At 35.7% G+C, this 20,910-nt stretch carries 19 protein-coding genes; 13 read left to right on the top strand and 6 right to left on the bottom strand.

All coding sequences use genetic code 11. From position 1 onward, the window contains the following. Positions 1 to 38 precede the first annotated feature (38 nt). From DSM00_RS02525 to DSM00_RS02470, 12 genes are all read left to right on the top strand, one after another. Positions 39 to 530 (top strand): rhodanese-like domain-containing protein, encoded by a 492-nt coding sequence (locus DSM00_RS02525; RefSeq protein ID WP_128756441.1) that lies wholly within the window; start codon positions 39 to 41, stop codon positions 528 to 530. Between the two features lie 30 nt (positions 531 to 560). Further along, the gene (locus DSM00_RS02520) at positions 561 to 1,241 is read left to right on the top strand and encodes a TIGR04282 family arsenosugar biosynthesis glycosyltransferase (protein WP_128756440.1); all 681 of its coding nucleotides are present in this window, start codon (positions 561 to 563) and stop codon (positions 1,239 to 1,241) included. Positions 1,242 to 1,249: 8 nt separating this feature from the next. Continuing rightward, positions 1,250 to 2,062 carry a purine-nucleoside phosphorylase gene (locus DSM00_RS02515; RefSeq protein ID WP_128756439.1) on the top strand — a complete coding sequence of 271 codons (813 nt, stop codon included), beginning with the start codon at positions 1,250 to 1,252 and terminating at the stop codon, positions 2,060 to 2,062. Positions 2,063 to 2,200: 138 nt separating this feature from the next. Further along, on the top strand, positions 2,201 to 2,887 hold the full coding sequence (locus DSM00_RS15770; protein ID WP_128756728.1) for a TIGR04282 family arsenosugar biosynthesis glycosyltransferase: 687 nt from the start codon (positions 2,201 to 2,203) through the stop codon (positions 2,885 to 2,887). 133 nt (positions 2,888 to 3,020) lie between these two features. After that, the gene (locus DSM00_RS02505) at positions 3,021 to 6,272 is read left to right on the top strand and encodes a SusC/RagA family TonB-linked outer membrane protein (RefSeq protein ID WP_128756438.1); all 3,252 of its coding nucleotides are present in this window, start codon (positions 3,021 to 3,023) and stop codon (positions 6,270 to 6,272) included. 10 nt (positions 6,273 to 6,282) lie between these two features. Beyond that, complete coding sequence (locus DSM00_RS02500; protein WP_128756437.1) at positions 6,283 to 7,731, top strand: SusD/RagB family nutrient-binding outer membrane lipoprotein; 1,449 nt, start codon at positions 6,283 to 6,285, stop codon at positions 7,729 to 7,731. A gap of 16 nt (positions 7,732 to 7,747) precedes the next feature. After that, positions 7,748 to 8,971 (top strand): ABC transporter substrate-binding protein, encoded by a 1,224-nt coding sequence (locus DSM00_RS02495; RefSeq protein ID WP_128756436.1) that lies wholly within the window; start codon positions 7,748 to 7,750, stop codon positions 8,969 to 8,971. After that, complete coding sequence (locus DSM00_RS02490; protein WP_128756727.1) at positions 8,961 to 9,812, top strand: ABC transporter permease subunit; 852 nt, start codon at positions 8,961 to 8,963, stop codon at positions 9,810 to 9,812. The genes DSM00_RS02495 and DSM00_RS02490 overlap by 11 nt, the downstream gene beginning before the upstream one ends. Continuing rightward, a complete protein-coding gene (locus tag DSM00_RS02485) occupies positions 9,805 to 10,578 on the top strand; it encodes an ABC transporter permease (protein ID WP_128756435.1) in 774 nt (257 codons plus the stop codon). The genes DSM00_RS02490 and DSM00_RS02485 overlap by 8 nt, the downstream gene beginning before the upstream one ends. Next, positions 10,578 to 11,336 carry an ABC transporter ATP-binding protein gene (locus DSM00_RS02480; RefSeq protein WP_128756434.1) on the top strand — a complete coding sequence of 253 codons (759 nt, stop codon included), beginning with the start codon at positions 10,578 to 10,580 and terminating at the stop codon, positions 11,334 to 11,336. The genes DSM00_RS02485 and DSM00_RS02480 overlap by 1 nt, the downstream gene beginning before the upstream one ends. After that, positions 11,329 to 12,255, top strand: coding sequence for a nucleoside hydrolase (locus tag DSM00_RS02475; protein WP_128756433.1), 927 nt, complete (start codon positions 11,329 to 11,331; stop codon positions 12,253 to 12,255). Before DSM00_RS02480 ends, DSM00_RS02475 begins: the two co-directional genes overlap by 8 nt. A gap of 18 nt (positions 12,256 to 12,273) precedes the next feature. Further along, positions 12,274 to 13,278, top strand: coding sequence for a phosphotransferase (locus DSM00_RS02470; protein WP_128756432.1), 1,005 nt, complete (start codon positions 12,274 to 12,276; stop codon positions 13,276 to 13,278). A 101-nt stretch (positions 13,279 to 13,379) separates the two neighbouring features. Here DSM00_RS02470 and era read toward each other — a convergent pair whose 3' ends face one another. The 6 genes from era to DSM00_RS02440 all read right to left on the bottom strand — a co-directional run bounded on the left by era (position 13,380) and on the right by DSM00_RS02440 (position 19,258). Continuing rightward, a complete protein-coding gene (gene era, locus DSM00_RS02465) occupies positions 13,380 to 14,312 on the bottom strand; it encodes a GTPase Era (protein ID WP_128756431.1) in 933 nt (310 codons plus the stop codon). A gap of 90 nt (positions 14,313 to 14,402) precedes the next feature. Further along, the gene (locus tag DSM00_RS02460; RefSeq protein WP_128756430.1) at positions 14,403 to 15,158 is read right to left on the bottom strand and encodes a head GIN domain-containing protein; all 756 of its coding nucleotides are present in this window, start codon (positions 15,156 to 15,158) and stop codon (positions 14,403 to 14,405) included. Between the two features lie 103 nt (positions 15,159 to 15,261). Further along, positions 15,262 to 16,476 carry a tetratricopeptide repeat protein gene (locus DSM00_RS02455; RefSeq protein ID WP_128756429.1) on the bottom strand — a complete coding sequence of 405 codons (1,215 nt, stop codon included), beginning with the start codon at positions 16,474 to 16,476 and terminating at the stop codon, positions 15,262 to 15,264. A gap of 16 nt (positions 16,477 to 16,492) precedes the next feature. Further along, positions 16,493 to 17,947 carry a M56 family metallopeptidase gene (locus tag DSM00_RS02450; RefSeq protein ID WP_128756428.1) on the bottom strand — a complete coding sequence of 485 codons (1,455 nt, stop codon included), beginning with the start codon at positions 17,945 to 17,947 and terminating at the stop codon, positions 16,493 to 16,495. A gap of 2 nt (positions 17,948 to 17,949) precedes the next feature. Continuing rightward, positions 17,950 to 18,309 (bottom strand): BlaI/MecI/CopY family transcriptional regulator, encoded by a 360-nt coding sequence (locus DSM00_RS02445; RefSeq protein WP_128756726.1) that lies wholly within the window; start codon positions 18,307 to 18,309, stop codon positions 17,950 to 17,952. 151 nt (positions 18,310 to 18,460) lie between these two features. After that, the gene (locus DSM00_RS02440; RefSeq protein ID WP_128756427.1) at positions 18,461 to 19,258 is read right to left on the bottom strand and encodes a DUF2797 domain-containing protein; all 798 of its coding nucleotides are present in this window, start codon (positions 19,256 to 19,258) and stop codon (positions 18,461 to 18,463) included. 98 nt (positions 19,259 to 19,356) lie between these two features. Between DSM00_RS02440 and DSM00_RS02435 the strand changes: the two genes are divergently transcribed. Next, entirely contained in the window at positions 19,357 to 20,877 is a 1,521-nt protein-coding gene (locus DSM00_RS02435) for a GH3 auxin-responsive promoter family protein (RefSeq protein WP_128756426.1), read from the top strand. The last annotated feature ends 33 nt before the right edge of the window (positions 20,878 to 20,910 follow it).

Raw genomic sequence — 20,910 nt, 5'->3', positions numbered from 1 at the left:
TGCTTGCGTGAATTAATTTATACATTTCAATTTTATCTATGAATCAAAAGCTCTTATTTTTGAGTATGATATTAAGCTTTGCCCTTGCTAATGGTCAAAAAAAATCAATTGATGATCTTTTAGAAATTCATAATTCCAGAAGTGTCCCATATCTTTCTGTTCAGGAACTTAAAATGAATCCTGACAATTATATCATATTAGACACTCGACTTAAAGCGGAATATGAAGTAAGCCATTTACCCAACGCCATTTGGGCAGGCACCAATTATTCTAAAGCCGATTTAACGACTTACATGAATTCAAATAAACCTATTGTGGTTTATTGCACGGTAGGAATACGCAGTGAAGATTTTGGAGAAAAAATTATACGTAAAAACAATCAAACGGTTTTCAACTTATATGGAGGAATATTTGCGTGGAAAGATGCCGGTTATAGTTTAAAGGACTCCAAAAATAAAACCACAATGCGCGTGCATACTTTTTCAAAAAATTGGGAAGATTATTTGAAAACAGGCATTCCTGTTCATTAATTTTGAACGCAATCAATTAATAAACCTTTAATGGGCTTACTAAGCAAAAAAGACACTAAGGAAACTAAAGACTTCGAATCAGAATTTTATTTCCCAACTTCAGAACAAACAGTTTTAATTTTTACACGGAATCCTGAATTAGGCAAAGTAAAAACCAGACTTGCTGCAGGTGTGGGAGATGAAGCTGCATTAGCTATATATAAATTTCTTCTTGAGCACACGGTTAGCATAACTAAAGATTTAAGCGCAGATAAACACGTTTTTTATTCTGAAAAAATACGTTCTGAAGATCTTTGGAATGAAAGCAATTATATTAAAAAATTGCAATATGGTGTTGATCTGGGTGCGCGCATGCATAAAGCCTTTGAAGACTCATTTAAAGCTGGTTATAAGAAAGTAATTATTATAGGTAGTGATATGTATGATCTTTCTCAAAAAGATATTGAACTGGCGTTTTCCGAATTAGATCATCACGATTTTGTCGTAGGACCTGCACAAGATGGCGGTTACTATTTGCTGGGAATGACCTTTTTACTACCTCAACTTTTTCAAAATAAAGAATGGGGTACAGAAACAGTTTTAGAAGATACACTTAAAGATTTGAGATCCCATTCGTTTAAACTACTTGAAGTGCGCAATGATGTTGATTACTATGAAGATATTAAAGGTATTGATGCATTTATACCATTTTTGCCAAACCATTTAAAATAATAAACAGTATGAAAAAATTTATTGATGAGTCTGCTCAATTCTTAAGAAGTCGGGGTTTTGAAGCTCCAGAGATAGGTATAATTTTAGGTACCGGATTAGGACAATTTGTAAATCAGGTTGAAGTTATAAGCACTGTGAGTTATAATCACATTCCCAATTTTCCTACCGCTACTGTAGAGTTTCATACCGGTAAATTAATTTACGGTACCCTTGGCGGCAAGAAAGTAATTGTGATGCAGGGTCGTTTTCATATTTATGAGGGTTATACCTTATTTGATGTAAGCTATCCAGTACGGGTTATGAAAGAATTGGGGATCTCAAAACTTTTAATAAGTAATGCGGCAGGAGCGATTAATCTTGACTACAAAAAAGGAGAGATTATGCTTATCGATGATCACATCAATTTACAAGGTGGTTCTCCACTGGCTTTTAAAGGAGTAGAACAATTAGGCTCTCGTTTTACAGATATGAGTGCTCCTTATGACGCTACTATGAATACCATTTTAAAAGACGTAGCAAATGACAAAGGGATTTCACTGCACCAGGGGGTTTATGTAGCCGTTGTAGGACCTCAACTTGAAACCCGCGCAGAATATCGTTATCTTAAACTTATAGGCGCAGATACAGTAGGTATGAGTACTGTACCAGAAGTTATAGTGGCAAATCACCTAAGTTTACCAGTTGTGGGTCTTTCTGTAATTACAGATGAATGTAATCCTAATGATCTGGAGCCCGTAGAAATTTCAGATATAATGGAAGCTGCTGCTTTAGCCGAACCCAATATGGTTGTATTATTTACAGAATTAATTAAACGTTTATAATTTCTAAAACCAGAACTCATAGAATATCGTAGATCTTGAGTGATTCACATTTGCAGTAAATTTTGAATCACTTAAGATTTACATCCTAATATAATATTTTGTGTTATTTTAATATTATAGATTAGTACCCTCTAATACATTAAGATTATAAAGTCAACTACGGCCATATTAATATTTGCTCGCTCTGCAAAATCTGAAGCAAAAAATAAGTCTATTAATAATGGTCTGGCTGTATTTAACGCCTTAAATAATCACACGCTTAAAGTAGCCAAAGAGTCTGGAATTCCTTACTATATATCTTCAGAAAAAAACCAATCGGGAGATGGTTTTGGAGGTAAATTTATTAATGAGATTAATAAATTATTCGCCAGAGGCTATGATAATATAATTACTATAGGTAATGATTGTCCGCATTTAAATGCTTCACATATTCAAGAAGCAGCTAAAAGACTTATCAAATCTCCATTAGTACTCGGCCCTTCTAGAGATGGGGGTTTCTACCTAATGGGACTTCAAAAGTCTCACTTTAATGCAGAATCTTTTTTACGGCTTCCTTGGCAAACAGCCTCGTTGTCAACAAGTATTATAAGACTTTTAAATACTAAAAAAATTGAGGTTTCTCTTCTTGAACCTCTTAATGATTTAGATTCAGAAAAAGACATTGAGGAAATCCTCAACGACACAAAATTTCTTTCTAAAGAGCTTATCCACTTATTACGATCTGCAAAGTTTTATTCTATATCTAGGCAGACTAAATGCAGTCTCTTTCTAGATATATTCCTTTTTAGAACATACTACAATAAAACACACTTAATCGCTTGCTAGATGTCTTTTTATTTAAGCGATTTACCTAAACATCGTGAATCCTTAAATTAATTATAGACACTATTAAGCCTGTTTTATAAAACGATCAAGCCTGTGCCTGAGCGTTACTAGTATTGTTATTTAAAAATGAAAAATGAAAAACCTTTACGCAGGGTGTTTATTCTTTTTGTGCTTTTTAGCTAATGCACAAACAAATGTGAGTGGCACCATCTATAATACAACAGACAACACAAGAATTCCTTTTGTAAATATTGTTGTCGTAAATACCACGGTAGGAACAACTTCAGACGAAAATGGAAATTTTAGTATTACTATTCCTCCCGGAAATAATCAACTCCGTTTTGCATCAATAGGTTTTACTACGCAAACACTTAGAATTGATAAAGAAGAGCAAGCTTTAAGTATATATCTCCAAGAGGCAACAACAAATTTAGATGAGGTTATTGTAACAGCTTTGGGCATAGAAAAAGAGCGACAAGCTCTGGTTTCTGCTGTTTCTACTGTAAGTGCAGATCAATTAACAACCGTTTCACAAACTAACTTAGTTAATAGTCTTGCGGGACAAGTTGCCGGGGTACAAATTACTAGTGGCTCTAGCGGTGTGGGCTCTTCATCTCGCATTATAATTAGAGGAGAAAACTCTTTAAGTGGCAGTAATCAACCTTTATTTGTAGTTGATGGTGTGCCCATTAGTAATGAGCAAATCACAAGTGATCTTGTTAATAATGGTGCTCTCCAAGAAGTAGATTTTGGAAATGGAAGTTCAGAAATTAGTTCAGATGACATTGCTTCTATATCCATTTTAAAAGGAGCAGGTTCAGCCGCGCTTTATGGTGCTCGTGCAGCAAATGGTGTTGTCTTAATTACAACTAAAAGAGGAAACAGAGCCAAAGGTTTTGGAGTGAGCATAAACAGCAATTTTACGGTTGAAACACTTCTAACATTACCAGACTATCAAAATGAATATGGTGTAGGGTCTAATGGCCAGTATTCATTTGTTAATGGTGTAGGTGCAGGTATAAATGATGGCGGTATAAGTAGTTATGGCCCACGCTTAGATTCTGGACTCCTTATTCCCCAGTTTGATAGCCCTTCAGTAGATATTAATGGTAATCCTGTACGAGGTGGTGATGTACTTGCCCGTACTTTTCCAGATGGCAGCTTTACAGATATCACTGCCACACCCTGGATATCAAGACCAGATAATGTAAAAGAATTTTTTAGGACAGGAATTACCTATCAAAATAACATTGCAATAAGCAATACGGGAGACTCGGGTAGTGCTCGGCTTTCATACAGCAACCTCCGCAATGAAGGAATTTTACCTAATACAGATTTAAAGCGGGACGGTATCGCTGTAAGTCTTGACCAACAATTAAATGAGAAGCTTAGTCTTAATACCTTTCTAAATTATATTAATACCCGTAGTGGCAATCGCCCTAATCTGGGATACGGGTATGAGAATGTATTGTATGGTTTTAACTGGACCGGCAGACAAACCGATATTAGTGCTTTAAAAAATTACTGGCAAGCCGGTCAAGAAGGCCGTCAACACTATGATATCAATTATTTATGGCTAACTAACCCTTACCTCACACTTAACGAAAACACAAACAGTTTTATTAAAAATCGTTTGCTAGGAAATGTTTCAGCTACTTATAAATTTTCAGATAAACTAAATTTTAAAATCCGTACAGGAATAGATAATTATAATGAAGACCGGGAATTTAGGCGGGCTGTAAGTACAAATGCAAATCCATTTGGTTCGTATCGGGAGGACAATATTCGATTTACAGAAATGAATACTGATTTCTTACTTACGTTTAACGATAAAATAAACGACAGTTGGAAGTACACAATTACAGCAGGAGCAAATCGCTTTGATCAGAAAATTCATTACGCATACGCGGAAGCTTCTCAGCTGGCATTACCATCGATTTATACATTAGCAAATTCCAGAGCACCTCTTTTGGGCAATAGTGAAAATTTTGAAAAACGTATAAATAGCGCATATGGGACGGCAAATGCTTCTTACGAAAACCAACTTTATCTGGATTTCACCTATCGTAACGACTGGAGTAGCACACTCCCGGAAGCAAACAATTCTTTTGGATACTATTCTGCCGGTTTTAGTTACATAGCTTCAAACAGTTTTAAGCTTCCAGATGCGATTTCATTTCTAAAATTAAGATTTAGTGCTGCCTCCGTAGGTAATGACACAGACCCTTTTCAGAATAATCAAACTTTTTTACTGAATGGTAATTATGCTTCTAACTTTAAGGTTACTAATGAAAATGTACTAAAAAACACAAATTTAAAACCAGAAAGACTTGATGCCTATGAGGTTGGTTTAGAAGCGTGGTTTTTAAAAGGTAGAATTCAGTTTGATGCATCTGTTTATCAAAATGTGAGCAAAGACCAAATTATATCACGCCCGGTATCCAATAGTAGCGGATTTGCAAGTTTTAATGAAAATGGCGGAAAAATAAGAACGCGCGGGATCGAGTTAATGCTGAGTGCTTCTCCTATTAAAACAAGCGATTTTCAATGGAATACTTCAGTTAATTTTAGTGCGTTCAAAAGCGTAGTAACCGAACTTCCTCAGGGTGTAGATCAATTTGTAACAGCCACTGCAAGTGTGTTTAGTGGTAGCGGAGGCTCTAATACGGTTTTCTTTATCGCAAAAGAGAATGGCCGTGTTGGTGATATGTATGGTACCGGCTTTGTTCAAGTAGATGGCAAAACACTTTACGGTTCAAATGGATTGCCCATTCAAGATGGTACGCTGCGTTTACTTGGAAACTACAACCCTGATTTCTCCATGGGTTTCAGTAATAATTTTAAATATAAAAACTTTGACCTAACTGTTCTTTTTGACTGGCGCCAAGGGGGCACAATCGTTTCCCGCACAAAAGCATTAGGCAGCACATCTGGGGTTCTAAAAGAAACCCTATTAGGTCGTGAAGGAGGTTCTGCAACTACGCAATTTGTGGATGGGAATGGTATTATTGGAGAAGGTGTTGTTAATATAGGAACCGCTGAAAATCCGCAATATGTACCTAACACTACTGCGGTAGCTGCAAGTACTTTTAATAATGCATTTTATGATCGTGGAAATGAAGCAAGCTCCTTGTATGACGCATCCTATCTAAAGTTGAGACAAGTAAGCATTTACTATACATTTTCTAAAGCAACAGCGACAAGCTTAGGAGTAGAAAATTTAAAGCTGGGCCTTGTAGGAAGCAACCTATTACTTTTTACTGAAAATCCACACTTTGATCCAGAACTTAACGCCTTTCAAGAGCGTAATATAGTTTATGGAGTTGATGATTTCTCTTACCCATCAACACGCAGCTTTGGAGTGAGTTTAAAAACAAATTTTTAAGACTATTAAAATGAAAAATATACAACTACTTATAGTCACTATTATCTGCTTCAACTTTATAGGTTGTACAAATGACTTTGATGCTATTAATGATAATCCAAACGCTCCTCAAGAAGTAAGTCCAGAATTTTTACTTACAAATGTTATAGCAACAGAACTTAATGAAAATACATACAATCAGGGACTACGACTTAACAATTACCTAGTTCAATTTAATTCTGATATTGAATTTGAACGTATAGACCGTTATGAACTGGGCGGTAATAGCGGATATTGGAATTTAATTTTTGGCCTGCTTACCGATCTGGAATCTATGAAAAGTTTACCGGGTTATAACGATGCCTATGACGGAGTAGCAGAAATATTACGCAGTTTTCTTTTCTCTCAACTCACCGATATGTGGGGCGACGTTCCATACACAGAAGCATTACAATTTGCCTCGTTAAATTTCACACCTGTTTATGACACCCAAGAAAGTATTTATACAAATCAACAAACAGGTATTTTAGCGCGCCTTGAAGCAGCAGTTGAAAAACTTCAAAACACCAGCGAGACAATTAAAGGCGATATAATGTTTGGTAATGATCTTACAAAATGGGCGCGCTTCGGAAATTCACTTCAGGTGCGCTACCTGCTGCGTACCAGCAAGCGCAATACCAGCTTCTCTAAACTTCAAAAACTTGCCAATAGCAATATGCTTATGGAGTCCAATGCAGATAATGCGGTCCTGCCCTATTTAGCCACTTCACCAAATCAGTTTCCATTATTTAGTGCTTCTACAGGAATATTTCAAGGATTAAAAATGAGTAAAACTGTAGAAGACGTTCTTAAAAGTTGGGATGATCCTAGAATCGCAGTATTTTTTAATCCTACACCAGAAAGCGTAACGGCAGGCAATCCTACATATAAGGGATTACCTAATGGTCTAAGTACCCAGTCAATAAGTGAACAAGGTTTTGTACTTAATGATTTGTCCTTAATGGCAGATCGTTTTAGAGGGGTACCTGATGGTGTAGACGCTCAATTAATGCTGTATTCTGAAATTCAATTTGCCTTGGCTGAGGCTGTCGAGCGTGGTTACATTACTGGCAATGCAGAAGTTTACTATCAAAACGGTATACGTGCTCATTTTGAATACTATGATATTGCGTTACCATCAGATTATTTTTCGCGTAGCGCAATAGCTTTAAACGGGTCAATGAATCAAAACCTGACTAAAATATTAACTCAAAAATGGTTAAGCCTTTTTATGGTGGGACACGAAGCCTGGTTTAATATTCGTCGAACAGGAATTCCTGCATTAACACCCGGACCAGATAATTTTAATGAAGACAAATATCCCGTTAGATATCTCTATCCAGAATCTGAACAAGCTGCAAATAAAGATAATTATGAAGCAGCAGCAGCACGTATAGGTGGAGACAACATCAACAGTAAAAACTGGTGGGAAAAGAACTAATATTTAAACGATTTAAATGACTAAACTTATTCAATATCTTACGCTATTATTCCTGGCTTTATTAAGTGCAAGTTGTGGGTCTGACACTAAGAGAACTACTCTGGATTTAGAAAATACAGACTGGGAAACACTAGTAGATTCTACCTCTGGCAAAACAGTAAATTTTATGATGTGGCAGGGAAGTCCTGTGATTAATGAATATATAAATAACTATGTCGTTCCTACAGTTAAAGAGCGTTATGGTATTAATTTGCAAATAAGCGGCGGTCAAGGTCCAGAAATTGTACAACTGGTAATAGGAGAAAAACAGGCAGGTATAGCGCAAGGGCAGGTAGATATGGTTTGGATAAATGGCGAAACTTTCTTCCAGTTAAGAAAATTAGACGGCCTATGGGGACCATTTGTTGATAAGCTACCAAATTCAAAATATATAAATTTTGAAGACCCTTTTATAAGTGTTGATTTTCAGCAGCCGGTAAATTATATGGAATCCCCGTGGAGTATAAGTCAGTTTGCCTTGTTTACAGATACGCTGCATGTTGCTAATCCCCCAAAAAATCTAGAAGAACTCGAGCGTTTTGTTAAAGAGAATCCCGGTACTTTTACAATCTCAAATGATTTTACCGGTATGACACTTTTAAAATCGTTTATGGCTGAATTAGGTGGAAGTCCGAAAAGTCTGGATGGTAAGTTTGATCAGGAAAAATATGATAGATTATCTGCTAAATTGTGGGATTTTATAAACCGAAATAAAAAATACTTTTGGAAAAGTGGAGAAACCTTTCCCAAAGAGCAGACTAAGATGAAACAGCTTTTTGCAAGTGGCGAATTAAAAATTGCTTATGGTTATGGTGAGGGCGGTATCGAAGAAAATGTACGTAGTGGTTTATTTCCAAATACTGTAAAAGGATATGCCTGGGATAATGGCACCATAAAAAATTCGAACTATTTAGGTATTTTACAAAATGCACCTCAAAAGGCAGCGGCAATGCAGGTTATAAATTTTTTAATCTCTCCTGAAGCGCAACTCAAAAAAGCGAGTCCAGAAAGTATGAATGCAAATATGGTTCTGGATATAGATCGTCTTCCAGAAGCGTATCAAAAATTATACGCAAAAACCAAAACACGTAAATATGGTCCTTCAATGGATGATCTTAAAGAACACGTAATCCAAGAACCTGCTCCAGAATATATGATTAAACTTTATGAAGATTTTAGAACGGCCGTTATTGAAAAATAAAACGAGCGCTACGGGCATTTTGCTATTTATAGTTTTAGGAGTTTTGCCTTTTGCTGCAGCATTTATCTACGCACTACTGTATAGCTTTGGACTTGTAGGTGTCATTAGTTCTGGGTTTACAACAGAGTTCTGGGTTTCTGTGATTAAAACAGGAAGCTTTTTTAAGTCACTCGGATATAGCGCTGCTATAGCAGGAATTGCCGTTTTCTTATCTGTGGTTATAGCATTATGGCTTACCTTAAAATTTAAGAGTGCCTTAGAAAATAAGTTTATACTTATGATGGTATATATGCCACTTGCAATCCCAGGACTTGCTACAGCATTTTTTATAATTCAATTACTGGCAAAAGGCGGATTCTTATCGCGTATAAGTTATGCATCAAGATTAATTAATGAATCTAATGAATTTCCAGATTTAGTAAATGACAACTTAGCTTTAGGAATTATTTTGGCTTTCTTAACGATGATTATACCGTTTTTTATGCTTCTGTTTCTAAATGTTTACAAAAATGAACGCATAGAGGATTTAAGAATACTTGCATATTCATTAGGAGCAACATCACGGCAAGTTCGTAATAAAGTAGTACTTCCTATACTATTAAAGAAAACAAGAGTCCTTATAGCCTTATATTTCATTTTCTTATTAGGATCGTATGAGGTTCCATTAATCTTAGGTCAAGAATCTCCTCAGATGATTTCTGTATTAGTAATTCAAGAATTAAAGCAGTATGATTTGGATAAAATACCAGAAGGATATGTGGTCGCTGTTATGTACACTATAATTGTTGCTATTGCAGCAGTATTTTTATTTCTACCCCGTAAAAGAGAGCAGTATGTATAAAAATTGGCGCGCTTACGTATTACCTTTTCTCGTACTCCTTGTGCTATTCCCTTTTACCTATTTATTGTTTTTAAGTTTATCAGGTGCGTGGTATTACCCTGATGTTTTGCCTAAGTATTTTGGATTGCGTAATTGGAGAACAATTCTCAGCTCAGAAACCGGTTTATTGCAAAGTTTTTTAATGTCAACCGGTATTTCACTTGCGGTGGCTATAGTCTCAACGCTAAGTGGATTTTTTATTAGCAAAACTGTGTATTATCATCCTCACAAACGTATTCTTAATTTGCTTGCCTATTTACCTTATATTTTAGCTCCTGTAGTTTTTGCGGCTTGCCTGAGCTATTTTTTTCTAAAATTGGGCTTGTTTGGAAATGTCACAGGAGTAATCACAGCGCAATTTTTAATCAGTTTTCCATACGCACTAATCTTTTTTAGTAGCTTTTGGAATGAACGTATTAAAAACTATGAAAATCTTGTATCAACTTTAGGAGGTAATACCCTCGATCGTTATTTTAAGGTATTATTTCCGCTGGCCAAAGGTTTGTTGTTAGTCTGCTTTTTTCAAACCTATTTAATCTCGTGGTTTGAGTATGGATTAACTTCAATTATAGGGGTTGGCAAAGTGCAAACGATCACCATTAAAGTATTTATGTTTATAAAGGAAGCCAACTATTTTTATGGCGCTCTTAGTTGCTGTCTCTTAATCTTTCCGCCGGTGGTATTGTTGTACATCAACAAAAAATATGTATTTAAAAAAATAGCTTAATGTTTTTAGAAGTAAATAATCTCAATAAAAAGTTTAATAAAGAGCACGTTGTCGAAGCGCTTTCTTTTGAGCTTGAAAAGCAAAAAACATTGAGTATTTTAGGGAAGTCTGGATGTGGGAAAACAACGATGCTTAAAATGATAAGTGGTCTTGTAAATCCAGACTCGGGAAATGTATTTCTAGACGGGAATGAAGTAACTCTACTAAAGCCAGAACAGCGAAATATGGTCTATCTCTATCAAGAAGATCTCTTGTTCCCACACCTTACTATTTTTGAAAACATCGCATTTGGGCTTCGCTTAAAAAAAATCAATTCAAAAGCTATTAAAGATCAAGTAGATCAAATGGCTCATAGTCTGGAGCTACATAATCAATTAGATAAGATGCCTCACCAACTTTCTGGTGGGCAACGACAGCGGGTATCATTTGGAAGGGCGATTATTATTAATCCCAGTGTTTTGTTGCTAGATGAGCCATTTGGAAGTCTGGACAGTGGTACGCGTCAACGTATGCAATCGCTTTTTAAGAATCTCACACGAGAGTATAAAATAACCTCCTTATTTATAACGCACGATCTTAAAGAAGCGATTTTAATGGGAGATAAAATTGGTTTTATGCAAAATGGAAATCTTCATGTTTACGAGTCGAAACAAGATTTTCTCAATGACCCGACAACAGGGGTTAATCAAGAGATAAACTTCTGGAAAAGCTTACAAATTGAAGCTGGTTCAGAATTAAAAAATACTATAAATGAGTAAGAAAAAAGTTTGGATAGACACAGACCTGTCTGTGGGTATGAAGCGATACCATAAAGAAGGTTATAGCGACGTAGATGATGGCTATGCCGTTCTTCAATTATTTAAAGCGGAAACTATCGAAGTAACGGGTATTAGTGCAGTCTTTGGAAATACAAAGATTGATGATGCCTATCGTCTTTCACTTAAAATGGCTACGGAATTTGCTCCTTATAAAATCCCTGTTTATAAGGGTGCAGAAAAAAAAATAGATCTTGCTGAAGTCAAAACTAACGAGGCTGTAGAAGCGCTAGCTCAAGTACTACGTAAAGAACCTCAACACATTTTGGCAATTGGCCCTGCGACTAACATTGGGATTCTAATTCTTTTATATCCAGAATTAATTAAGCAGATTAAGGAAGTCGTTCTTGTTGCAGGGAGACGTGCCGGAAATGACTTTTTTAAAGTAGGAAAACCCACTTCGCATCATGCGCCAGACTTAAATTTTGATTTGGATAATGATGCGTTTAGAATACTTTTTGAAAATAACATCAAGGTTGTTTTATGCCCTTTTGAAATTTCAAATAAAGTATGGATTACAGCCAATGACCTAGAAAAATTAAAAACTAATAATCCTGGTAATATCTGGCTTTCAGAACAATCACAACCTTGGCTAGAGCAATGGGTATCGAGCGGAGAAGATGGATTTAACCCTTTTGATGTACTTGCCAGTCATTATCTTATTGCCCCAGATGATTTAATTACTGAAGAGTTACAAGCTCATCTTGAGATTCATCCTAACGACATGCTATTAGACACCTCTGAATATAACTACAAACAGTACTTAATATGCGATCATACCCCTGGCTATAAAGTAATTTATTGTTATAATGTGGTAGCCGATTATCATCAGAAATTAATGCAAAGTCTAATCAAAGATTAAATAGTAATGAATAGCCTGATGAAAAATATACGCTTGACTACAAATAAAACTGCTCTGGAATCCTATCTCAAAGCGCAGGGTTGGTTGCTTTTGAATGAGACTATAGAACACGTAGAAATTCCCGGTGCCGGCAACATGAATTTCACGCTACGAATAAAGACCCACGATCGCAGCTATATAATTAAGCAAAGTCGGGATTATGTGGAGAAATATCCGCAAGTTGCAGCTCCCGAAGAGCGTGCTCTTAAAGAAGCTGCATTTTACACACTTGTATCTATAGAAGATACATTGAGTAAATTAATGCCTGTGCTCAACGGTGTAGATTCTGAGAATCACGTTCTCAATCTTGAAGATCTGGGGTCTAGCACAGATTACAGTTATTTGTATGAAAAAGATACCATACTGGAAGAAGATGAACTGCAGGAGATTATTTCTTTTATAGCTCGGTTACATACCTCTATAAATACAACGACGACAACAAACACACTTGCAAATCTTGAAATGCGTAAACTCAACCACGAGCACATCTATAATTATCCTTATCTCGCAGATAATGGTCTTGATTTGAATACTATTTTACCGGGACTTGCCGAAGTTGCAGCTCTTTATAAATCAGACGATGTCTTAAAAGCTGAACTGCAAATTTTAGGATCTCGATATTTAAAAGAAGGAAACACCCTTTTACACGGCGATTATTTTCCGGGAAGTTGGTTAAAAACTTCAAAAGGCTTAAAGATTATAGATCCCGAATTTTGCTTTTTTGGTGATGCAGAATTTGAACTTGGTGTTACACTTGCTCATTTGAAAATGGCAGCACAATCTGAAAAAATTATAAATAAAGCAATTGAGCTTTATGAAGAAAAAGCCCCTTTAGATAAGCAATTATGCTATAAATATATGGCGGCCGAACTCTTGAGACGTATTTTAGGCTTGGCACAATTACCGCTAACTTTATCGCTCGAGCAACGCACCCACTTGCTAGAAGAAGCAAGATCTATTCTGGTACGTAATATAAGTAATTAAATAAAATGTATTTGGTATAGCTAAGTAACTATAGTTATCTAACCGCATTTGCTAAACAGCATTGATAAGTCTGTGGCTATATCAAATACACTTTAAAACTTTTATTTTCCGTTGTATCCAAAGCGACGTAGTTCTCGCTCACTACTCCTCCAGTTTTTGTTGACCTTCACATATAATTCCATATGCACTTTCTTTCCGAAGAAAACCTCTAGGTCTTTACGTGCCTCAATACCTACACGTTTAAGAGCTGCACCTTTATGTCCTATAATAATTCCCTTTTGACTATCGCGCTCAACCATAATAATGCTGCGCATACGTATGATATTGTCTTCTTCAAAAAACTCTTCAGTATCAATCTCTACTGAATATGGAATTTCTTTTTTATAATGAATAAGTATTTTCTCGCGTATAATCTCGTTTACAAAAAAGCGTTCTGGCTTATCTGTTAATGCATCTTTAGGATAAAACGGTGGAGATACCGGTAAAGCCTCTAGGATTCTATTAAAAACCTGAGCAACTCCAAAATTTTCTAAAGCTGAAATAGCAAAAATCTCTGCATTAGGAACTTGTTCTTTCCAATGTGTACGGCTTGCTTCTAATGTTTCTTCGTTACCATTATCAATTTTATTAATAAGTAATAAAACCGGGATTTTTGAATTACGAATTTTATTGAAAAACGCTTCATCTTTTAATTCCTTCTCACCTAACTCTACCATATAAACTAACACATCAGCATCTTCAAAAGCAGACTTTACAAAATCCATCATTGATGCTTGCAGTTCATATGCAGGTTTGATTATACCTGGTGTATCACTCAAAATTGCCTGAAAATCTTCCCCGTTTACAATCCCTAGAATACGATGCCTTGTAGTTTGAGCTTTTGAAGTAATAATAGATAGGCGCTCACCTACCAGCGCATTCATTAAAGTAGATTTACCCACATTAGGATTACCTATAATATTTACAAAACCTGCTTTGTGTGGTTTTTGTTCTTGAGAAGGTGTCGCTAGTGGATTGTTGCTTTGAGATTCCAAACTTTCGGTATTTGAGATTTTAAGCTACAAAGATACACTTAAAGTTTGCCTCATGAAATTTACACGCTCTATGCAGCAAAAAAAACTGATTTAATCTTGAAAAATAAGCTTCCCCGTATAGGTTTCTTCGATGTCAACAATGGGTGGGCGGTTTACAGAAATTAAATCTCCGGTACTTAAAACCTTTCCGCGTAGTGCTTGTATAGGATTTACAATAACTTTATTTGTTCCTCTGTGAAATATATTGAGAATTTGAATTTCAAAATCTGCTCCTTCAAATCGTATATCACCTTCTAAGAAATTAATGGTAGCAGTAGCGGCTGCCCCAGAAATATAAAAATTACTTAGACCGTCTGCGGTAATATTCAATTCGTTAACATCGAGTTGTAATCTAAAATCCCCGTCTTTATGATAAAAATCTTCTTCTTCACCATCATTACTCAGCAGGGTCAACGAGGGATAACTAAGCACACCATCACTTTGCACCTCATAGCCTGATGCGTTGCGTATCTGCTTAATATTTGGTGACGTCACATACACCTTACTAATATTAAAGTCTCTAACAAGATTACAGCCGTTATTATTTAACACCGTTAAAACACCATCTGTAACAGTTACCTCAATATCATTAAGTAAATTTTCTCCAGTGGCAATCACCACCTTTTGTACCGGCCCTTCTTTTACGATAAGCTGTAAACGTTCTTCAATTATAATGGCTTCAAAAGCATCTACTTCAAATTCCTGTTCCACACGATCTCCCTCAGTCTGAAAACAATTGAGACCTTTTTCTGAATTACAGGAAAGCGCTAGGAAACAGAATAAAACTAGGTAATAGATATTTTTCAAAGCGTAATAAAATAAGAATTAGTAGTGCCGCAAATCTCGGTTAAAAAATTAGCTTCATTAAGAATAAGGCAATCTTAATTCTTGAGAATTGCTATCAATTTATCTATTCTTGCTCCCCTTCTGCCATAAAAATCTCTCGATTTAAAATAACAGCACGTTCTTTAGCAAGTTTTAAAGTGGGGTCAAATTTTGCATACTTAGAAGAACTATGTTTAGTAATAAAATCTTCATACAGTTTTAAAACTGCACGTTTGTCTTCGTAATAATTATCTGCAACTACAGCCTGGGTATATTCTGCATTTTTATTATCTGGATTCTCAGCTAAAGAACGTTTTACATACTTCATTGCATTTGCCCAGTCTTTTTTCATCTCGTAGGTACGCGACAACGTGTAATACTCTTCATCAAGAGGTTGATCTTTATATAAAATTGCAAAAAGACCGTGTATTTCTGCAGACTTTAGATCTTTTGTATAGTTATAGAGCTTTGCTAAGGTTGCGTGAAGATGAGCATCTTCTGGCGAAAACTTCAATGCTTCTAAATATTGCTCAATTGCCAATTCATACATGCGATCTTTGTAATAAGCGTTACCCAATTTCTCACGAATAAACTGCGAATTCTGTCCTAGAGAAATCAATTTTTCAAACCAGATGATGGTTTCTTCATTCCAGCCTTTGTAGTAATAGCTTTGGGCAAGAGTGCCTATAATTTCAACATTAGTCGGGTAACTTTCTAAGGCTTTAAAAGCTAGTTTCTCTACCATTTTAAAATCTTTCTTCTTTAAGAAAAAAGTGGCTAATTCAGAAAGTGCCTTTTGATGTGTGCTATCTAAAGCTACCGCTTTCTCATAATCGCTGAGATATGGATAAAGAATTTCCTTTCTGTCCTCTAAAGAATCTGAAGCAATTAACACGATATTTTTCGGCATATTCTCAATTGCACGGCCGCGCTGGTAATAAAATTCAGGATTGGTTTTATAGACTGAAATTAATTCGGTAAAAACGCTATCTGCTTCTTTAAATTTACGTTTGGTAATGAGCAGTTTACCATACTCATTCATTGCTATTACTTCATCAGTGCCTGTAGCTGCTCTTGCATAATTAGACAATGCATCATCCAAAGTCCCTTTTGCCTGATGCGCACGTGCTAATTTTAAATAAATTGATTCTTTTTTAGGCTGAATCGATTCATAGTGTTCTATTGCAGCACTATAATTTCCTACTGCATACAAACTGTCTGCAACGGCCAAAGCCGAAGCTTCCTGAGCTTCGGCAAGGCTGGCAATTAGTGAAAAAATAAATAACTGGAATTTATACATAGAAATTTATTAATGTCTAATGAACCTGAAATACAATAGGAAGCGAGTATAATACATTTACAGCCTCACCACGTTGCTTGCCCGGAGTCATTTGGGGTAATTGGCTTACTACGCGTATTGCTTCTTCCTCAAGTTTAGGATGAGGCCCTCGAGAACCTACATCGATCACTCGACCATTTTTATCAATTTTAAAACGCACATAGATCCGATTAATACCGGTAAAACCTAATTCTTTACCCAGGTTGGTGTTAAAATTTTTATTTACAAATTGAGAAATGGACTTTGACATACACATTTTTTTCTCTTTGTTAGTTGAGCCTTCACATCCGGGAAAAGCAGGGGCCTGGTCAATAACTGCAAAAGGTACGTCGTTGATTACCTCTTGATTTTGACTCTCTACCACTTCTATATCCTCACCTACAGGCATTTCGTTAAGTGCTATAGCTTCTGTTATACCTTCAACATTCTCAGTTACATCAACTTTTTGTTTGTATTGTGTCTCAAGTTCTTTTAAAGAATTTAATTCTTCCTGTGTGATATTCTCTTTAGTATCTAGCGTAGCTTTCAAATCTGCCACCTGTTCTTCTAATGTGAGTGATTGCTTGTTCTGGGAATCTGCGTTGTCATCGGTACAACCTACATAAGTTAAGATACCAGCGATAAGCGGAAGCACTAACATATACTTCCATTTTGCATTGTTTTTTGATTTTTTTTGTAACATAACGATTCGTTTTTTGATTAATGAATGATTGAAAAAAGTATTGATGAATGATATATGTTGCGTACCAAAAGCGGTATTGAGCAACTGATTGTAATAGGATTTTCTTTCGGTTTTTTGGGTAGCGTGGGCATCGGCGATGAACTCGTGCAACTCGGCCACTTTATTTTGATAGATATAAACTAGTGGATTGAACCAGAACACGATGCGCAGGATTTCAAAAATAAAAAGGTCTATCCCATGTTTGTGCTTTAAATGCACTTCTTCGTGTGCCAGAATGTGGGCTTTAGCTTCCGTGGAAATTTTATCTCCTAGAAAAATGGTTCCTAAAAAGGTAAATGCCGCATCACTATTAGGAATAGTGATTATAGTGCTATCAGATTTCCGTTTAAAACGGAAATACCGCTTGATTTCCTGATATTTTCTAAATAATATTCCGCCACTAAATAGAACTCCCGCAGCATAGAGCAAAATAAAAATGCTCCAGTCTGTTTCTTGAGAAGCAGGCGCAGCTTCATTTTGTACTCCTCCTGCATTGACAATTACTTCAGGCAAAAACATAATGTTTTCGCGTAGCGGGATCTCATTCTGAAACGCCTCAAACTGCATTAACGGCAGTGCAAAAGCAAGAAGTGCTGTACTTATTAAATAGACCCGATTCACATTAAAAAAGGTCTCTTTCCTCAGCCAGAGCTGATACACGCTTATAAACAGCGCTTGAAATACAATAACCTCAAGAATATATCGTACCATAATTAATCATCTTTATTAATTTCCTTTAAAATAGCTTCTAGTTCGCCAGCACTCATTTCTTTCTTCTTAACGAAAAAAGAAACCATACTTTTAAAACTCCCATTAAAATAATCGTTGACCATTTTTGACATAGAAGCACTGCTGTAATCATTTTTTTGTACCAGCGGAAAATAGATATGACCTCTACCCTGCTTTTTATAACCAACAAATTCTTTTGATTCTAGAATACGAATTATTGTTGATACGGTATTGTAAGCTGGTTTTGGTTCTGGCATCTCCTCAATTAAAGCTGCGACATTCGCTTCTTTAAGTTCCCAGAGAATTTGCATTACCTCTTCTTCTGCTTTAGTTAATTGCTTCATCATATAAATCTAATTAGGGATTAGTTGCTAATAATATATTTCAAATATAAACTAATTGTTTAGTTAAACTAAACAATTAGTTATAAAATTTTAAAAACACGTATTTTATCGAAGAACAGCTTTCGATTATTTATAAAAATATAATATATAATTATGCTGAAACTGTAAGACTCACTACATATCCTTCAGAATTACGCACATTAAAAACAGTGCCATCTTCAAATATTAAGTATTGCCCTTTTATACCTTTAAGTTTCCCCTGGTACTCCGAAGTTTTCTCGAGATTGAGACTTTTTAATTTTGTAGGATATTGTAAAACCGGAAATTCAATATTTGTCTCCAGATTATTTTCTATATAATAATCTAATGCTTCCAGAGGTATATATTGCTTTAATTGATTTCTTTTCTCAACAAGATTCTCATCTTCAATATCATTCTTAAGCATTTTACGCCAGTTAGTTTTATCTGCGATATAGCCTTTTAGAGCTACCTCGGTAATTCCTGCTAGGTATCTATTAGGAACTTCTACTATCTCAATAGCTTCGTGAGCTCCCTGATCTATCCAACGAGTGGGAACTTGAGATTTACGTGTAACACCTACCTTAATGTTGCTACTATTTGCCAAATAAACGACGTGAGGTTGTAGCTGTACTTTCTTCTCATAATCTAGATCGCGATCCTCAATATCTAAATGTGCCTTACTCAGCTCAGGACGCATTAACCAGTCTGCTGCCTGAGGCACTTTGTAAAAATCATCATAGCAATACCCCTGACGATAAATTTTTTTGTTCTTTCCGCAAGCTAAACATTGATATTTCAAAAATTCGATGCGTATTGTTTTATCTAGAAGCTGATTCACGTGAATGAAATCATTTTCGAAAACCATATAATACTGGATAGGATTATCGAGTTCTGTTTGCATTTTTGTGAGTACTCCTTGATATTGCATAAAAATAATCTTAGTTGATTTGTTTGAGTTAAAAAAAACCTAATTTTAGTCGCTCTTGCCACTAATTACAAAGAATGAGAGTTCAAATATACTAACAAATGCCGATACCTTTAGTCAATTCTATCGCCAGCTGGTTTTTAAAAAAGCGCATACACCAGATGGAATTGTTTCTCAAATATCCTCACGATGTTCAGCAAGAACTTTTACATAAACTAATTCAAAAAGCCAGAAATACCGAAATAGGTAAACAATATGGTTTTAAGGAAATACGTTCTTATAGAAATTTTGCAGAGCAAGTACCCGTGCGTAATTATGAAGATGTACAAGGCTTAATCGAGCGTGCACGTAAGGGAGAGAATAATATTTTTTGGCCTTCTCCGGTCAAATTATTTGCTCAAAGTAGCGGTACTACAAATGCAAAAAGTAAATACATCCCCGTAAGTCCAGAAGCGCTTGAAGATTGCCATTATGCAGCTAGTAAAGATTTATTGTGTGTTTACCTAAACAATAATCCAGACTCAAAATTATTTACGGGTAAAAGTTTGCGCCTGGGCGGAAGCAAACGTTTATATGAGAGTAATGGTACATCATATGGCGATTTATCGGCTATTTTAATAGACAATATGCCTTTTTGGGCAGAGTTTAGCAGCACTCCCGGTAATGAGGTTTCTCTTATGAGTGACTGGGAAGTTAAAATGCAGGCCATTGTTCAAGAAACTATACAAGAAAAAGTAACCAGTCTTGCAGGTGTACCCTCCTGGATGCTCGTGTTGTTAAACAACATACTAGAAACAACAGGAAAAAATGAGCTAATGGAAATCTGGCCAGATCTGGAAGTCTATTTTCATGGAGGTGTAAGTTTTGATCCATATAGACAACAATACCACAAGCTTTTCCCTAATCAGAAATTTAAATATTACGAAATATTTAATGCTTCGGAAGGTTTCTTCGCTCTTCAAGATAAAAATGATACTAATGATCTCCTGCTGATGCTAGATTACGGTATATTTTATGAATTTATCCCTATGGATCAACACGGAAGGGACGGCGAGAAAATTATCCCTCTTTCTGAAGTAGAGCTGGGAAAAAATTATGCAATCATTATAACGACTAATTCTGGCTTGTGGCGCTATAAAGTGGGCGACACAGTTAGATTTACATCTATCAACCCTTATAGAATACGCGTAAGTGGTCGTACTAAACATCATATTAATACGTTTGGAGAAGAACTTATAATTGAAAATGCTGAAGTAGCTCTAAAGAAAGCAACTGCATTAACACAATCTGAGATAGTAGATTACACAGCGGCTCCTATATTTATGGTAGATAAAGAAAAAGGAGCTCATGAGTGGTTTATAGAATTTAAAGTAGAACCTAAAGACAAGCAAAAATTCAATCGCATCTTTGATATTGCTTTACAAGAGATCAATAGTGATTATGAGGCGAAGCGCAAGAATAATATGACGCTTAATCCACCCACGATTCATTATGCTCGAACAAATCTTTTTTATGACTGGTTAAAATCTAAAAATAAATTAGGAGGACAGCATAAAATACCGCGTCTAAGCAACACAAGAGAACTTGTTGAAGAACTCATTGTACTTAACAAAAAAAGCTGATTCTAACTAAATGGATTAATTTATCCGTTCAAC

This window comes from Leeuwenhoekiella aequorea, assembly GCF_004104375.1.
GTDB classification, from domain to species: domain Bacteria; phylum Bacteroidota; class Bacteroidia; order Flavobacteriales; family Flavobacteriaceae; genus Leeuwenhoekiella; species Leeuwenhoekiella aequorea.
This window is presented reverse-complemented; position numbering and strand designations above follow the sequence as displayed.

Bases quoted from the DNA above. Each gene is read 5' to 3' on its own strand.
- DSM00_RS02495 (WP_128756436.1), top strand. From the start codon at position 7,748: ATGACTAAACTTATTCAATATCTTACGCTATTATTCCTGGCTTTATTA.
- DSM00_RS02520 (WP_128756440.1), top strand. From the start codon at position 561: ATGGGCTTACTAAGCAAAAAAGACACTAAGGAAACTAAAGACTTCGAA.
- DSM00_RS02480 (WP_128756434.1), top strand. From the start codon at position 10,578: ATGTTTTTAGAAGTAAATAATCTCAATAAAAAGTTTAATAAAGAGCAC.
- DSM00_RS02455 (WP_128756429.1), bottom strand. From the start codon at position 16,476: ATGTATAAATTCCAGTTATTTATTTTTTCACTAATTGCCAGCCTTGCC.
- DSM00_RS02505 (WP_128756438.1), top strand. From the start codon at position 3,021: ATGAAAAACCTTTACGCAGGGTGTTTATTCTTTTTGTGCTTTTTAGCT.
- DSM00_RS02500 (WP_128756437.1), top strand. From the start codon at position 6,283: ATGAAAAATATACAACTACTTATAGTCACTATTATCTGCTTCAACTTT.
- DSM00_RS02445 (WP_128756726.1), bottom strand. From the start codon at position 18,309: ATGAAGCAATTAACTAAAGCAGAAGAAGAGGTAATGCAAATTCTCTGG.
- DSM00_RS02485 (WP_128756435.1), top strand. From the start codon at position 9,805: ATGTATAAAAATTGGCGCGCTTACGTATTACCTTTTCTCGTACTCCTT.
- DSM00_RS02515 (WP_128756439.1), top strand. From the start codon at position 1,250: ATGAAAAAATTTATTGATGAGTCTGCTCAATTCTTAAGAAGTCGGGGT.
- DSM00_RS02450 (WP_128756428.1), bottom strand. From the start codon at position 17,947: ATGGTACGATATATTCTTGAGGTTATTGTATTTCAAGCGCTGTTTATA.
- DSM00_RS02435 (WP_128756426.1), top strand. From the start codon at position 19,357: ATGCCGATACCTTTAGTCAATTCTATCGCCAGCTGGTTTTTAAAAAAG.
- DSM00_RS02440 (WP_128756427.1), bottom strand. From the start codon at position 19,258: ATGCAATATCAAGGAGTACTCACAAAAATGCAAACAGAACTCGATAAT.
- DSM00_RS02470 (WP_128756432.1), top strand. From the start codon at position 12,274: ATGAAAAATATACGCTTGACTACAAATAAAACTGCTCTGGAATCCTAT.
- DSM00_RS02525 (WP_128756441.1), top strand. From the start codon at position 39: ATGAATCAAAAGCTCTTATTTTTGAGTATGATATTAAGCTTTGCCCTT.
- DSM00_RS02475 (WP_128756433.1), top strand. From the start codon at position 11,329: ATGAGTAAGAAAAAAGTTTGGATAGACACAGACCTGTCTGTGGGTATG.